The following is a 14,312-nucleotide window of genomic DNA, read 5'->3' as shown; positions in this document are numbered from 1 at the left end:
CCTTGAAAAAACAACTTTCGACCTGATTCTTTTACAACTAGCTTAATTTAACACAAAAAGAGTCTGAGCACAAGACAATTATGGTTATTTGTCTTCTATAGCAAAGAAATTGCTAAACGTTGCTCACTCCTTTGCAAGAAATAACAGAACAGATACAGGCACAGGATTGGGACTAAGCATTGTCAAAGAGTTGGTTGACCTCCTGAATGGCGAGATCCGGGTTGAGAGTGAGGAAGGCAAAGGAAGTGCATTTTATGTGGCATTGAAGAGATGTTAGATCCATTGCATCCTACCCCTCATTAGCAGCTTTAACAATGTCATCGTCCAGTTTTACAGGTAAAGAAACTTTAAAGGAACTCCCCTGACCAACCTCTGACGCTACAGTTATTTTGCCCCCCAGCATTAAAGAGAGGTGTTTGGTAAGGGCAAGGCCCAGACCATTACCTCCAAATTCCCGGGTAATTCTCTCATCTCCCTGACGGAACCGGGTAAAAATAATTTTTTGTTTGTCTTTTGGGATTCCAATGCCGGTATCGCTGACTTCGATGTGAAACCATCCTTTTGGGTCGGTGTTAAAAGTAATCTTTATCTCCCCCTTCTTAGTGAATTTGAAAGCATTGCGTAACAACTGAACAATGATTTTCAGAATTTTATCTGCGTCGGATTTGAAAGTCAAATCCGGATGAATATTATCCTGAACTATGGTGTTGATGGTTTTGGTTCCTGCCTTTCGTTTGAGTGAGGAGATCTCTTGTTTAACTCTGGAAACTATATCTTTTGGGTTAAATTCTTCAAGTGTAACTGGTGTAAGACCCGAATCCAGAAATGAAAAATCCATGATGTCGTCAATGACATTTAAAAGGTCGTTTCCGGCTTCATGTATTTGATTGATGTATTTGGATTGCTCTTCACGTGGTATTTCTACTTGTTGCATCAGAGATGAAAAGCCAAGAATAGCATTCAGGGGGGTGCGGATTTCATGACTGATGTTGGCCAGAAAAGCCGATTTGAGTTTGTCACTTTCAATGGCTTTGTTACGGGCTTTAACGACTTTGGTCACATCACGCATGATCGTCATTCGCATCTGATGATCGTTGTCCAATGTAATATTTTGCTCAGAAATATGATAAATCCGATTCTTTACATCTCGTTGAATCCGCTGTGCTCTTTCAGGGCCATGATCTGCTTTCCTGCACCATGGACACTGTTCATCAAAGCCAAAAACTTTTTGGTGACAAAGAGCTTTTCCCGGTTTCACCTCACCAAACCGGATATTAAAAGCTTTGTTGGCAAAAACAATTTCGTAGTTCTTATTGGTAATGAAAACAGGGTCATGCAATGCCTCCATCATTGCCCTGTGTCTCATCTCACTGAATTTCAATTCTTTTTCGTGCTTTACAGTGGAGGTGAAATCATTGACAAAAATGACCACTTTCTTTATGCCCCGGAAGTTTTTGATATCAGCAGCATCGGCATAAACATATTTTTTATTTCCATATTTATCCAATACATCATAATACCCCGGAACATCAAAATCATTATTCAAAAAACGTTTGGGTAAATCATAAATGGAGCTGTGTTTTCCTTCCGGGAGAATAATGGAAAAATGATTATTGAGAAGTTCCTTTTTTTTATATCCATAAATGTCACAATAAGAGGGATTTACATATTCAAAAATCCCATCCTCACTCAGAATACAAATTCCTGTTAGTGATTTTTCGGTAATTGACTTAAAACGTTTATTACTTGTTTTCAGATTTTCCAGCAATTTTTTCTGGGAAGTGATGTTTCGCGCCACCGAAATCATTAGAGGAGTATTCCTGACACTGACAATTCTGGCACTAATTTCTACAGGAATCACTTTACCGTATTTTGTGATGTGCGCTGACTGATAAACGGCAAAACCATGCTCTATTACGCGGTGGAAAACTTTGGTGAGATGTTTTGTGTCCCGAGCAACAATTTGTTCCGGATTCATATTTAAAAGTTCCTTTTCGGAGTATCCCAGACGGTGAAGAGCAACCTTATTGAACCGAAGAAATTTTCCGGGCTTTCCAGTTTTCGGATCAATCGAAAAAACATACACCGCATCCCGGATGTTTTCAAAAACCGAATGATATATATTTGGACTGTCCAGAAAATCGTGAATATCCCGATTTAAGGCTTCTGTAATTGAATTAGCAAGTGTTTGAGCTTCATGTCCGGGAGTTTCATCTAAGGTAATGTAGTCATCTACCCCTTTTTTCATCGCGGCCACCACCCCCGAGGTTGACATTGACCTGGCAAAAGCAATAATGTGGTATGGGCAGGTTGCTTTATTGTTTTTTTGGAGAACGATGTCCAATGAGGATCTGTGAAGAGTTTCTTCTAATACAATAACGCGATGCTTACATCCGGAAGGTAGTTTTTTTTCATTGAGGTCATTGGCATAATCACAGGAGATTCCTCTTTTAGATAGTATTTGAGCTATGTTTTGGGACAGGCCGGTATCTCGTGAAAGGATGAAAACCTGAGGCATAAAGTGTCAATCTTTGTGTGTCAAAAAAAGTTGCTTGGTATTAAAGAATACGAAGAACCTCTTCGAGGGTTTTAATTTTTGCATGAAAAGTTAAAAATAATACACAGGAAACTGATAACTTATTTATGGCTTCATTATCTAATGTAAGGAGGCAATGGCAGGAATACACGAAAAATTGTACCTTCGTCAGGAGTGCTTTGCACCGTTATTTTTCCCCCAAGCTTTTGCACAAACTCTTTAGAGAGTATTAACCCAAGTCCGCTCCCTGTCTCCTGAGCAGTCCCTTTTTGTGTTACATCACTGTCAATGCGGAAAATTTTATCCATGACCTCCCTGGTCATCCCCACCCCTGTATCTGAAACTTTGAAGACAATACGATCTTGTTCTTTTTGAGTAGTCAGAATTACTTTCCCCCCTGTATGTGTAAATTTCAAGGCATTGGAAATTAGATTCCTCAGGATGGTAAGCAGCATTTCCCTGTCGGTTGTGACAAATCCGGTAAATTGAAGATCAAGAATGAGATCTATTTTTTTGGCTTCAGCATTTTCCTTCAACAACTCAAACACCTCATTAACTAAGGCAGAAACAGTGATCCGGGTGAACATTGGCTTAAGCAAACCTCTTTGTACCCGGGCCCATCTAAGAAGGTTTTCCAGCAACCGATATGCCTGATCTGCACCTTGATTTATATTTTGAGCATAAGTTTTTATCTGCCCCGATGTGAAAGAATCAGAACTGTGGCCAAGCAATTCACTTAATCCCAATATTGTGTTGAACGGATTCTTGAGGTCGTGGGCTATGATGGAAAAAAATTTGTCCTTGGTTGCAACGACTTCATTCAATTTATTGTTTACTTCATGCAGTTGATTCAATGTATTTTCCAGGACTACCTTCTCTTTGATTAATTGTCTTTGCAGGTCATTCACTTCTCTGTTCAACAAAACAAGCTGCTCATTTTGTTCCATCAGTTGGTTCATATCAGCGCCACCAACAATTAGTATTTTATTGTTTTTTCGAAAAACTTTAGCAACGATAGAGGTATTTAATGAAGAAATGGTACCAAAAGTAATATGTCCCTCAAAAATTTCATCCGATTCTGATTTTGCACTTACCAATTGGTCGAATGATGGATTCAGTAACTGGTCAAAAGGAGCATCCTGCAGCAAAAAATGCATTGGAGCATTTGCATACAGGAGTTCTCTGTTGCACGAGAAAACCGCAATACACAAAGACTTGTTGTTATGAATTGAATGGTTGATTTCTTCCGTCCATTCAGAAAGAAAAAGTGAAGAATCCCCGCTGATCATGTTTAACAATTATTTATAATGCAGCTGTTCAGTGATTTAAGGTTTTCAAAAAGTCTGACATCCTCATACTTGTCAACCAAATCGTGACCACCATGGTTGAATGCCTGTCCCCCGATAATAATCGAGATATCAGGTAATTCTTTACGAATTGAATTGATCATTTTGTCCAATAAAGAAAGGTTTTGGCTCAATGTTAGAGATAAAGCCAATATATGGGGTTCCTTATCTTTAATAAAATGAATAAGCTCGGATGTGGGGGTATTTGCCCCCAGAAAAGAGGTATTCCATCCATTCAGTTCAAATATGTCAGCTACCATTCTACTACCAATCTGATGAAATTCGTTTTCCACACAGGAAACTACCACCTTATTCTTTTTTTGATTCAGAGAAAGAATGTGATAATACATTTCATTAAGCAACGCTTCCACCACTGCAGAAGCCAGGTGTTCTGTAGCCACACTGATCTTTCCGGTTTCCCAGAGTACCCCTGCCTGATAAAGTGCCGGTTTTATTAACAACTCATAAATATCCTCAACCGAGTACCCCTCCCGATGAACTTTCTTCAGGATATCTGAAGCTAAAGTCCTGTCTCCATGCAGCAAAGCATCTAAAAATTGCTGGTTGTCAATTGTCATATATGAAGATTAATTACCGTTTAAATCTAATGGTTAATCAAGTGATTGCAATCTTTGGGGTCAGCGGTCAATCGCCTGCTAGTAGATGCGCTACAAAATACAACAGAACCTGTGGGGTTGGGTTTGATAAGCTAAACGTTTTTCTGTGGGGAAAGGGATAATTTTTTTTAATACGCAAAAGGAAAATTTAAGTTATGCCTAAAACTTAAGATTTCAATTCTCATTAGTGTTTGTCCATAAAGTACCATTTACTGCGTTACGCTTGCCCGAAAATTACTCATTTACTCAAGTAAACTGCGTATTTTCGGACTTCGAAAGCCCCCGAAGAAAAATCGGGGCAGGCTTTGTAACTGGCACTTTCTTGACAAACACATGACCAGAACCAAATTTTGCTGAGTTTATAGACGGACTCTCATTAGTCTGTCCATATGAACCAACACAGTTCCAATCACAATTTTCCTCTACTTTATAGACGGACACTCATGAAAGATATTCGGCCAGGATGGAGATTATCTTCTGCGGGGAAAAGGGTTTGGTAAGATAATCATCGAATATATTGGCAGATTCCTCCTTTGATATGTCAGTTACATAAGCCGTCTGTGCAATAATTTTAAGGTCCGGTTTCTCCCTTTTTATCAGAGATGCGGCGGTCTTACCGTCCATCACCGGCATTTTAAGATCCATAAAGACCAGATCGATGCTCCCATCTTTCAGACAGATATCAACAGCCTCCTTACCGTTTTCAGCATGAATAACTTTTACTTTATATGGTTCGAGAACAGCTTTCAGGTACATAAAATTGTAAATGTAATCTTCGGCAATCAGAATTGTGTGAGAAGACGAACCACTGATTAAAGATTTCATATGCCCCGACATAGTCTGCAGATTGGGAAAAATCTGATCTTCCGATAACGGGATGGTAAAGTGAAAGACAGATCCCACACCAGGTTTTGATTCTACCCATATTCGACCATTCATCAGTTCAACAAAACCTTTGGCTATTGAAAGTCCAAGCCCCGTCCCCCCATAATCCACGGATATTGCTTCACTGGCCTGTGCAAATCGTTCAAAAATCACGTTTCTTCTATTTTCAGGGATCCCAATGCCTGTATCCTTAACAAAAAAAGAGAGTTGTTGATTCTCATAGGTACATCCAATTTGGATTTGCCCCCTTTCTGTGAACTTAACAGCATTGGACAAAAGACTTGAAAGTATTTGGGTAAGTTTTGTCTTGTCAAGAATAATAAAATCTCGTTCAGAGGGTATTTCTCTGATTATTTTAAAAAAAACATCCTTGTTTGTTGCTTTTAGCTTAAACACCTCAAGCAATTCTTCCATCAGTTGATTTAAGGAAAAGATCTCTTTTTTTAACTTCTCCTGCCCCGCATCAATCGATGAGATGGTTAAAATATCCGTAATAATGGAAAGCAGCTGTGTACCGCTTTTTGATATAATCTGTGTGTAATTTTTTAGTACATCATCTTCAATGTCGAGCATATTCATGAGCTCAGAGAATCCAATAATAGAATTGAGCGGGGTTCTGATTTCATGGCTGATGTTTCGTAGAAACGATGTTTTTAACCGGCTACTCTCTTCTGCCTTTTCTTTTGCAACAATTAGTTGCTTATTGGATTCGTTCAGAATGGTTGTCAGTTTTTGGTAATCAGCTATCTGATTATTGAGCGTTTCATTAACATCCCTAAGCTCCTTGGTCTTATTATCAACCAATTTGGTGAGGTTATTTTTATGAGTGTTTAAAGCCTTTTCCTGGTCGTTTTTTTCAAGAATAATAGCCAGCATTTGAATGGCATTCAAGAGAAATTGAGTATTCTCAACAGAGAGATTCCCAAAGGAAGATGGCTCAATATAACCAAAACGATTATTCCGGGTGCAAACTTCAATGGAACCGGATGTATTATCAGCATTTTTGTTTTTCCATTGAAATGAGACCGGCTGAAATGAGGCATTCAGTCCTTCAATAAAAAGACTGATAATTAAAACCTTGTTTTTATATTGTGAGAGGTTGACCATTAAAAGAAAAAGGTCATAAGTCTTGTCTGGCATAAAAATCAAATAAGGCAGTTGCAGCAAAACAACTGAAACCGGATTACAATTGAAATATACTCAAAACCCAGGAGGAAAAACAATAGGTCAGAATTTTCTTTAAATGAAACGAGCCCCGAATTTTCGGGGCGAGTTCCATTAGACCTTTATAATTAAATTTTATACTAACAAATCACTTTAATAAAGATATTCAGGCGCATTCTCTGCCAGCCATTTATCCGGATGAACAAAAAAGGGATTTTGGGTGATCACGCCGCCACTAATTGTATAGGGGTGTGTTTTAAGCACATTCATTATCGTAGAACCAGAGAACTTATTCACATTATAGAGGCAAATACTAATCCATGGTTTACCGGGAATAAAATAGTTCAATCGAGACTCATAAACCATCAGATCTTCCACTCCGGGAATAGCATCCAGGGCCCAGACCATTTCTGCTGTGGCTCTGACATTTCTTTTGCCGTTTTTCTGTGATTCAATGAAAAAATCATTGAGATATTTATCCATTGCTTTTGGAGAAAAATGACCATCGGGATAATACATTTCTTTGGCACTAAGGATATGAAAATCTTCACATCCGTCTGCGCCACAATTACATTCGGGATTGGCATTCTGGAATTTTTCCTTAAATGTTTCAGGAGATTGCTCAACCGGACAATATATCTGAATATCCTTATCATGCACCCCCTGACTTAAGAAACCGATAATTATTTCATCGCGTTCCTTTTCAGTTTCGTACAAACCACAAATATGTACTCCCCAGTTGCAAGTGTAATTACCCAAACCGAGTTTTAATTTCTCCTGATCAGACGTTTTGATGTGCATATCAGACTGCTTTAAAAATTTTAAAACTCATTTGGGATTAGGTTTAGTTGTTATAAGCAAGAGTACGATGCAGAAAATAAAAGGTTTGACTTTTCCTGACAAATCTTATATAATTTAATCTGCCAGACAGGAATTGGAATAATAATGCAAAAGCACAAGGTCTCAGGTCACTGATAAAGGGATATTCTCAAAAACCCCGGATTTGTCATATAGATCAACTGGCTTCCGGTGCTTGCAACAGCGGAAAGTATTTAGCAGATCCGGGATACGGGCGATAGCGATATTGATTTAATCTCCGTTTTTAATTAATTTTGAATTGCGGAGGGGGCTTTGCCTCCACCGTGCAAGGGAGTCGGTTCCGGAAGGGGCCGGCTTTTTTTTAGATGAATTGCTGCATATTGCTTTTTGCAGAAAGCAATTTTTTATATATTTGTTTAATAACCGAAACAATATGGAGAAGATTTTTCAGAAATCATATCAGAAACTATACCGGGTACCAAATCAGTTTAAGAGATATCTGGAAGACAAAATTGACTGGAACAGTCGCCTGATTGGAATTAAAGGAGCTCGCGGTGCCGGTAAAACAACTCTTTTGCTCCAGTATGCAAAGGAATTTCTGCCACAGGATAATCAGACGCTATATGCAAGTCTGGATGATCTGTATTTTACAGAAAATACCCTTATCGATTTCGCTGAACAATTTGTCATTCAAGGCGGCAAATATCTCTTACTTGATGAAGTTCACCGTTATCAGAACTGGTCTCAGGAATTAAAAAACATTTATGATGATCAGCCGGATCTTAAAATTGTTTTCACAGGCTCTTCTTTGATAAATCTGAATCAGGCAAAAGGCGATTTAAGCCGGAGAGCTGTTATATATGAACTGGCCGGATTATCATTCCGGGAATTCCTGAACTTCACCAAGGGAAAAGACTTTAAACCGGTCAGCTTTGACCAAATAATAGAAAATCACACCAACCACGCACTACAAATATCAGAAAACATACGTCCACTTGCTCATTTTTCTGATTTTTTGGAATATGGTTATTACCCTTATTTTAAAGAGGCGCCCAAGCTATACCACCAAAAACTGTCAGAAACCATTTCACTGGCCTTGAGTATTGATTTACCATCCTCTCACGATATCAGTTTTGGTAGTGTGGAAAAGATAAGATTGCTTCTGCATGTTATTTCAGAATCCGTACCGTTTAAACCTAATATTTCTAAACTAAGTGAGCGCATTGGTATCAGTCGTAACAGTCTGATACAGTTTATTCGTTACCTGGAGGACATCCGCGTAATAAAATGCCTGTATGCAGATACCAAAGGGATCGGTGCGTTACAAAAGCCTGAGAAGATTTATATGCATCATCCCAACCTCCAATATGCATTAGCTTCTGAGAATCCCAATATCGGAAATGTGAGAGAAAGCTTCTTTATCAATCAGCTGGGAGTATTGGGACCAATGAAATATACTCCTGAAGGGGATTTTGCCTTTAAGGATTCAGTATTTGAGATTGGTGGACGTGGAAAAACCAACAAGCAGGTTAAACATCTTAACAACTCATACGTGGTTGCTGATGGAATTGAGGTGGGGCATTTACATAAGATACCGTTGTGGTTGTTTGGTTTTTTGTATTAAACAAAAAAACGTAACGGTGGCTATAATAAAGTCTATGAATTATATCGTAAAAACTGGATATTCATAAAATAGAAAAAGACACCCGGAGGATATAAGTTAATAGAATCAAGGGCCATGAAGTTAAATTACTATTATACACCGGGTATCTATCGAGGATGAAAAGGAAAAATTATATTTTGTCTTTATTCATATCGAAATTATACAATCTTAGAAGGGCAAATCCCAGCATTAATAAGATATAAAATGACAGCATATTCTTTTTTCTAATTAAACCCAGCAAAAGGTTCAATATGAATTCCAATATGGGAATTTTCGCCAAATTTCCTTTTCAGTTTATTTTCTATTTCTGTAGCTATATTATGCGAAACCTCAACTGTAAGATTTTTATCAACCTTTATATGGACGTCAACTGCTATAATTTCTCCAATCCGTCTTGTTCTTAAATTATGAAACCCCAAGACACCTTCCGTGCTTTCAATCTCATCCGAAATAGCGTTCTCCACCTCCGATGGTAAAGAGCTTTCTAATAACTCTTTGATGCTTGGAATAGCTGCGTCCCACCCTATTTTTAAGATAAAAATGCTCACAATTACACCTGCCAGCGGGTCAAGAATCCTCCAGGATTCCCCCAGAAAAAGAGCTCCGGAGATTCCTAAAGCTGTTGCCACCGAGGAAAATGCATCTGAACGATGATGCCATGCATTAGCCTTTAATGCACTACTCTTCGTTTTTTTGCCTGCTAAAAATGTGTACCAAAACAGAATTTCTTTTGCCGCAATAGAAATCAAGGCTGCATATAATGCTATTATTCCGGGTTTAAGAATAGTTTCTCCGGATGCAAACCTTATAATTTTCGCTGTTCCTGACCACAATATACCGATTCCAACAAGTCCCAGTGCAAAGCCGATTAGCATGGTAGCAAAAGTTTCAAACTTACCATGTCCATAGTGGTGGCTTTTATCTCTCTCCTTCCCTGAAGCCCCGATAAAAATTAATACAATGAAATCAGTGACTAAATCTGAAAGGGAATGAATCCCATCAGCCAACATAGCAGAACTTTTGCCGGTAATGCCTGCGATAATTTTCCCAAAAGACAAAATCAGATTTACAATTGACCCTGTAACGGTTACTCTCTTAATGAGTTTTATTCTTTCCGGCTCCTTTTTCATATCCGATAATATTAAAAAACATGTTGCCAAATGATATAAACCCAGGTTTCGTCGGTTGTAAGTTAAGCTAAAGGTTTGTAAATTCATGCCCCAAGCAAGTCTTTTTTTAATGACAAACAACTGTTTTATGAATATTTCCCCCTACTTAAAATCTTTAGCGATAGGCCTTCTAATTATAATTCCATGGAAAGTCTTTATTACCGGGGCTATCCCTTCTCCTGATTCAGGAAGTATAAAAAATCTTCTTCATGAAAAGATTGATCATCTGGAACAGTACCTGTCCCTTGATCAGGGAATTGAAATTTATGCGATCCCATCAGTAATAAAAACTTACAGGAATCGAAACTACAACCCTGTTTGGGAAAGAAGACAGGATATTGATGATCTCATTACCGCCATTAAGCAAAGTTACGATCATGGACTTTCACCATCCGATTATCACATTTCTATTCTCGAACAAATGTCGATTGCACGCACTGCTGAAGAGAAGGTATTAAGAGATATTATTTTGACAGATGCTTTTTTACTTCTGACTTCACACATCATCTCAGGAAAGACAGATCCAAAAACAAGGAATGCGCAATGGCATGTGGTTAAATCTGAAAGAAATCCCATAACCTACATAGATGATATCAGCAAAGAACCATTACTGCCTGTACTCGAAAGACTATATCCAATGCATATAAACTATGATTTGTTGAAGCAACAACTTGAAAAATACAGAAAAATAGAAGCGGAAGGTGGCTGGCCGGAGATTAGCTTAGGTGCTATGTTAAAACCAGGAATGTCAGATCCGCGTATTCCCCAAATAAAGGCAAGACTACGAGTAACAGGTGAGTATAATTCCTATGTTGACCAGGAAAACAATACTTATGATGATGAATTACAAAAATCCGTTGTGAAGTTTCAAAAAAAACATGGAATTGAGGCACTTGGCAATATAGGCCCCGAAACAACCATAGCAATGAATACACCGGTGAAAGAACGAATAAAAACACTTGAGGTGAATCTGGAGCGCTGGCGTTGGCTTCCGGCTGAGTTTAGCCAATATTATGTTTTGGTTAATATTGCTAATTTTGAATTGGAAATAATAGACAACAAGCAGCAAATCAACCATCAAAAGGTTATTGTGGGCCGAGCTTACAGAAAAACTCCGGTATTCAAAAGCGTTATGGAGTACCTGGATATTAATCCGACATGGACCGTTCCACCCACCATTCTCAGAAATGATTTAGTTCCCGAGATTCAAAAAAATGTTCGTTATCTAACCGATAAAAACATAACTGTTTTTAGCCCGGATGGAAAAATGCTTAATCCCGATTCAGTTAACTGGAACAGCAATAGTGTATTCTCTTATACCTATAGACAAAAACCAGGAAAAAGCAACGCTTTGGGAAGGATAAAATTTATGTTTCCCAATACTTACAATGTCTATTTGCATGACACACCGACACGTGAGCTCTTCAACAGAACAGAAAGAGCCTTCAGTTCAGGATGTATCAGGGTTGAAAAGCCTATTGAGTTGGCAGAACTACTTCTCGCGGATCAAGGGAAATGGTCACAGACTTCAATTAAGAAAGCTATTGAAACAAATAAAACTCAAACTATTCGTTTAACACGAAAGCCGGAGGTTTATCTACTTTACTGGACTGCCTGGATCGATCAGGAAGGGAATCATCACTTTTCTAAAGACATATATGACCGCGATCATTCAATTTACATCGCTCTTAACTCCAGGCCAGTTTATGATTTAGCCTGATTAATTCATGAATTTTTGTGATGAGATGGTCAAACAGCAGGAAATATGGACAACCGCAGATGAAATTGATGAAGGAAATAGTGAACTATTTTCAAATCAATTTTGTCGAGGACGTTCATATTTCGCAGTTGGTTGATCATCGTAATAAATTATTTATGAATTATTCAGGTTAGATTGAGAAGCATATTCTGAAAGGCTGAAATAGCTTTCTTCAGGATAATAGATAAAAACACAAGACTTGTTTTTAATGGACTGAATAATCGTTTTATTTTTTTCAGGGGGCAATGCGGGGCAACCAAAGCTTCGTCCCAGGCGTCCATGCTTATTTACAAACTGCATCGTAGCATACTCAGCAGCATGAATAACAATTGCTCTTTCCCTGGCTTTATCATTAATTCCGGGTTCAACACCATCAAGACGAAGGGAAAAACCATGTTTGCCATAGTAAGTTTCACCCGCAATAAAAAAGCCCAAACTGCTCATGTTCGATTGCGGAACATTGGAAAACCTTTCAGCTTTATTTTCTCCCGTATTTTTGCCATGAGCCACCAGAGTATGCTGTACAATTTTTAAACTATCACAATCAATAACCCAAAGTCTTTTTTGTGTAGAGGAAAGAGAAAAATCAATCAAAGTCAGGTATCTTTTGTTTTTCAGCTTCCCCTCCTCCATTAAATTTTGTTTCCCTTTCATGCCCAATCGAAAGGCTTCAAAAGATGGTCTTTGTTTCCCGGGAGTAAGCGAATTATAAGCAGTAAGTATGTTGTTGGAAGGATTATTGTGCTTTTCAGATTCTTTTCCTAAACTAATTTGTCCCAAATTCAGAAAAAAAATAACAACAACGAAGATTAATCTTTTGTCAATTGTGCCCTGCATATCTTCCCTCCTCCTTAAAATATATTGACTTATTCTGTTTTTACGAAGAACAATTTTTCATTGTTTCAAAAATAAGTAATATTTCCCACAATCTGCATACCAAATATAGAAACGTTAACATCAAACCTCCAGAGACTTACTTGCCAAGTATTTCATTCCCGATAAGAACTGAATGAACAAGAAAATATCCTGACTTTATTGTAAAACAAGAAAACACGCCAACCCATATGAATATCAGGTAATTACTGTATTTATTTCAATAAAAACCAGCCGGATACAACCAGTCGTCAATAATCTCTAATCACAACTTAATAAGTATATGTAATTCAAATCCCTGTAGCACCACCCGACACGATAAATTTCATCAAATCGGCCGGATTTACATCAATAGACCTTACCTGGTTCTTAGGAACAATAAACAACTCGCCTGAAAAATTATAGGAATGAGGAAAGTAAACAGCAACCTTCTCTTTTTCATCAAGCTTGCTCAGATCCTCTTCTGTAATAAAACCCAATTTCTCCAAATTGGAAATAGGATTCACCAGAACAATGACAGGCTTTTTAAATTTTCTTTCTTTTCCAACAAAGGCAGAAAAAAGGTCATTCAAAGCGGAATAAATAAACTTTAACAGAGGGGCCTTTTCAATGAGCCTGTTAAAGAAAATTTTGAATGGTCTGGCAAGAATGCTGCTACCAATAATTCCCACCAACACCAAAAAAAAGAAAATAAATACTAAACCCAGCCCCGGAATATCTGACCCAAGATATTTCTTCAGGAGATCCTCCAGGATATTATCAGTAAAACTGAAAAGCACATAGATAATGTAAGCCGTTATTCCAAAGGGAGCTATATAAAGCAAACCCTGAAGGAAATAAGTCAAAATTTTCTTCATAAGACAAAATTTACCGCATCAATAATAACCAAAATTACGATATTTCCTTTTAATCATTTCTGAGGTATTCCAACTAATTCCAGAAGATTCCAGCGAAAGTTGGAATATTTCAACACATCAGGTCATATAGGATATTCCGGCATGAGAATACCCTTCTTGCGTTAAAGTGTAGATTTTGCATAGATTTTCATCTTTACGTTAACGATATTGAATCCATCTGCAAAATGGCTCCAACCATATTTTTCATAGAACCCTTCAAGGTCGGTAGAAAGATACAATTTATCGTACCCTTTACCTCTTGCTTCCTTAAGCCCGTGTTTGAGCAATTGTTCTGCAATTCCTTTATTCCTGTATTTTTCATCTACATACAAACAAGCAAGCCAGGGCAATAAATCCTGACGACTAATAAGGTCATTGACCAGTAATGCATAAGAAGCAATTATTTCAGAATGATTGAGTACAACATAAAAACCGGGCAATCCTTTTTCTGCATCCAATGAATGAGCAATACAATCTTTGTAAAAGTTGAAGTTATTATCGTTTCCCCAGCAATTCCAAAAATAATCAACTGCTTTATCTATCAGGCCGTTTTGCCTGGACACCTCTAAAATATTGAATTTCATT

The 14,312-nt window shown here is 37.8% G+C and carries 12 protein-coding genes; 3 read left to right on the top strand and 9 right to left on the bottom strand.

Going from position 1 to position 14,312, the window contains the following annotated elements:
• Positions 1-88 precede the first annotated feature (88 nt).
• On the top strand, positions 89-277 hold the full coding sequence (locus tag BY457_RS08690; protein WP_106152947.1) for an ATP-binding protein: 189 nt from the start codon (positions 89-91) through the stop codon (positions 275-277).
• A 12-nt stretch (positions 278-289) separates the two neighbouring features.
• Here the strand turns inward: BY457_RS08690 and BY457_RS08685 are convergent, their stop codons facing one another.
• The 5 genes from BY457_RS08685 to BY457_RS08665 all read right to left on the bottom strand — a co-directional run bounded on the left by BY457_RS08685 (position 290) and on the right by BY457_RS08665 (position 7,349).
• Positions 290-2,518 carry a PAS domain S-box protein gene (locus BY457_RS08685; protein WP_106152946.1) on the bottom strand — a complete coding sequence of 743 codons (2,229 nt, stop codon included), beginning with the start codon at positions 2,516-2,518 and terminating at the stop codon, positions 290-292.
• Between the two features lie 134 nt (positions 2,519-2,652).
• Entirely contained in the window at positions 2,653-3,825 is a 1,173-nt protein-coding gene (locus tag BY457_RS08680; protein WP_106152945.1) for a sensor histidine kinase, read from the bottom strand.
• Between the two features lie 2 nt (positions 3,826-3,827).
• Positions 3,828-4,460: a cobalamin B12-binding domain-containing protein gene (locus BY457_RS08675; protein ID WP_106152944.1), complete on the bottom strand. Its 633-nt coding sequence runs from the start codon at positions 4,458-4,460 to the stop codon at positions 3,828-3,830.
• 480 nt (positions 4,461-4,940) lie between these two features.
• Positions 4,941-6,524, bottom strand: a complete 1,584-nt coding sequence (locus BY457_RS08670) for an ATP-binding response regulator (RefSeq protein ID WP_106152943.1) — start codon at positions 6,522-6,524, stop codon at positions 4,941-4,943.
• Between the two features lie 177 nt (positions 6,525-6,701).
• Positions 6,702-7,349 carry an MEDS domain-containing protein gene (locus BY457_RS08665; RefSeq protein WP_106152942.1) on the bottom strand — a complete coding sequence of 216 codons (648 nt, stop codon included), beginning with the start codon at positions 7,347-7,349 and terminating at the stop codon, positions 6,702-6,704.
• A 451-nt stretch (positions 7,350-7,800) separates the two neighbouring features.
• On the opposite strand from BY457_RS08665, the gene BY457_RS08655 reads away from it, so the two are divergent.
• Positions 7,801-8,991, top strand: coding sequence for an ATP-binding protein (locus tag BY457_RS08655; protein ID WP_106152941.1), 1,191 nt, complete (start codon positions 7,801-7,803; stop codon positions 8,989-8,991).
• A gap of 263 nt (positions 8,992-9,254) precedes the next feature.
• Here the strand turns inward: BY457_RS08655 and BY457_RS08650 are convergent, their stop codons facing one another.
• The gene (locus tag BY457_RS08650) at positions 9,255-10,247 is read right to left on the bottom strand and encodes a cation diffusion facilitator family transporter (protein WP_258176674.1); all 993 of its coding nucleotides are present in this window, start codon (positions 10,245-10,247) and stop codon (positions 9,255-9,257) included.
• 40 nt (positions 10,248-10,287) lie between these two features.
• Between BY457_RS08650 and BY457_RS08645 the strand changes: the two genes are divergently transcribed.
• Positions 10,288-11,919, top strand: a complete 1,632-nt coding sequence (locus tag BY457_RS08645; protein WP_181256442.1) for a L,D-transpeptidase family protein — start codon at positions 10,288-10,290, stop codon at positions 11,917-11,919.
• Between the two features lie 153 nt (positions 11,920-12,072).
• On the opposite strand, the gene BY457_RS08640 is transcribed toward BY457_RS08645, so the two are convergent.
• The 3 genes from BY457_RS08640 to BY457_RS08630 form a co-directional block, all read right to left on the bottom strand.
• Complete coding sequence (locus BY457_RS08640; protein WP_106152939.1) at positions 12,073-12,795, bottom strand: murein L,D-transpeptidase catalytic domain family protein; 723 nt, start codon at positions 12,793-12,795, stop codon at positions 12,073-12,075.
• Positions 12,796-13,121: 326 nt separating this feature from the next.
• Positions 13,122-13,688 carry a DUF502 domain-containing protein gene (locus tag BY457_RS08635; RefSeq protein WP_106152938.1) on the bottom strand — a complete coding sequence of 189 codons (567 nt, stop codon included), beginning with the start codon at positions 13,686-13,688 and terminating at the stop codon, positions 13,122-13,124.
• A 161-nt stretch (positions 13,689-13,849) separates the two neighbouring features.
• On the bottom strand, positions 13,850-14,311 hold the full coding sequence (locus BY457_RS08630; protein ID WP_106152937.1) for a GNAT family N-acetyltransferase: 462 nt from the start codon (positions 14,309-14,311) through the stop codon (positions 13,850-13,852).
• Position 14,312: the final 1 nt, after the last annotated feature.

The sequence above is a fragment of the Marinilabilia salmonicolor genome (genome assembly GCF_003003035.1).
Taxonomy (GTDB): Bacteria; Bacteroidota; Bacteroidia; order Bacteroidales; family Marinilabiliaceae; genus Marinilabilia; species Marinilabilia salmonicolor_A.
This window is presented reverse-complemented; position numbering and strand designations above follow the sequence as displayed.

Excerpts from the sequence above, each read along its gene's own strand:
- BY457_RS08630 (WP_106152937.1), bottom strand. The coding sequence starts at position 14,311 with ATGAAATTCAATATTTTAGAGGTGTCCAGGCAAAACGGCCTGATAGAT.
- BY457_RS08650 (WP_258176674.1), bottom strand. The coding sequence starts at position 10,247 with ATGAATTTACAAACCTTTAGCTTAACTTACAACCGACGAAACCTGGGT.
- BY457_RS08685 (WP_106152946.1), bottom strand. The coding sequence starts at position 2,518 with ATGCCTCAGGTTTTCATCCTTTCACGAGATACCGGCCTGTCCCAAAAC.
- BY457_RS08640 (WP_106152939.1), bottom strand. The coding sequence starts at position 12,795 with ATGCAGGGCACAATTGACAAAAGATTAATCTTCGTTGTTGTTATTTTT.
- BY457_RS08680 (WP_106152945.1), bottom strand. The coding sequence starts at position 3,825 with ATGATCAGCGGGGATTCTTCACTTTTTCTTTCTGAATGGACGGAAGAA.
- BY457_RS08665 (WP_106152942.1), bottom strand. The coding sequence starts at position 7,349 with ATGCACATCAAAACGTCTGATCAGGAGAAATTAAAACTCGGTTTGGGT.
- BY457_RS08670 (WP_106152943.1), bottom strand. The coding sequence starts at position 6,524 with ATGCCAGACAAGACTTATGACCTTTTTCTTTTAATGGTCAACCTCTCA.
- BY457_RS08675 (WP_106152944.1), bottom strand. The coding sequence starts at position 4,460 with ATGACAATTGACAACCAGCAATTTTTAGATGCTTTGCTGCATGGAGAC.
- BY457_RS08645 (WP_181256442.1), top strand. The coding sequence starts at position 10,288 with ATGAATATTTCCCCCTACTTAAAATCTTTAGCGATAGGCCTTCTAATT.
- BY457_RS08655 (WP_106152941.1), top strand. The coding sequence starts at position 7,801 with ATGGAGAAGATTTTTCAGAAATCATATCAGAAACTATACCGGGTACCA.
- BY457_RS08635 (WP_106152938.1), bottom strand. The coding sequence starts at position 13,688 with ATGAAGAAAATTTTGACTTATTTCCTTCAGGGTTTGCTTTATATAGCT.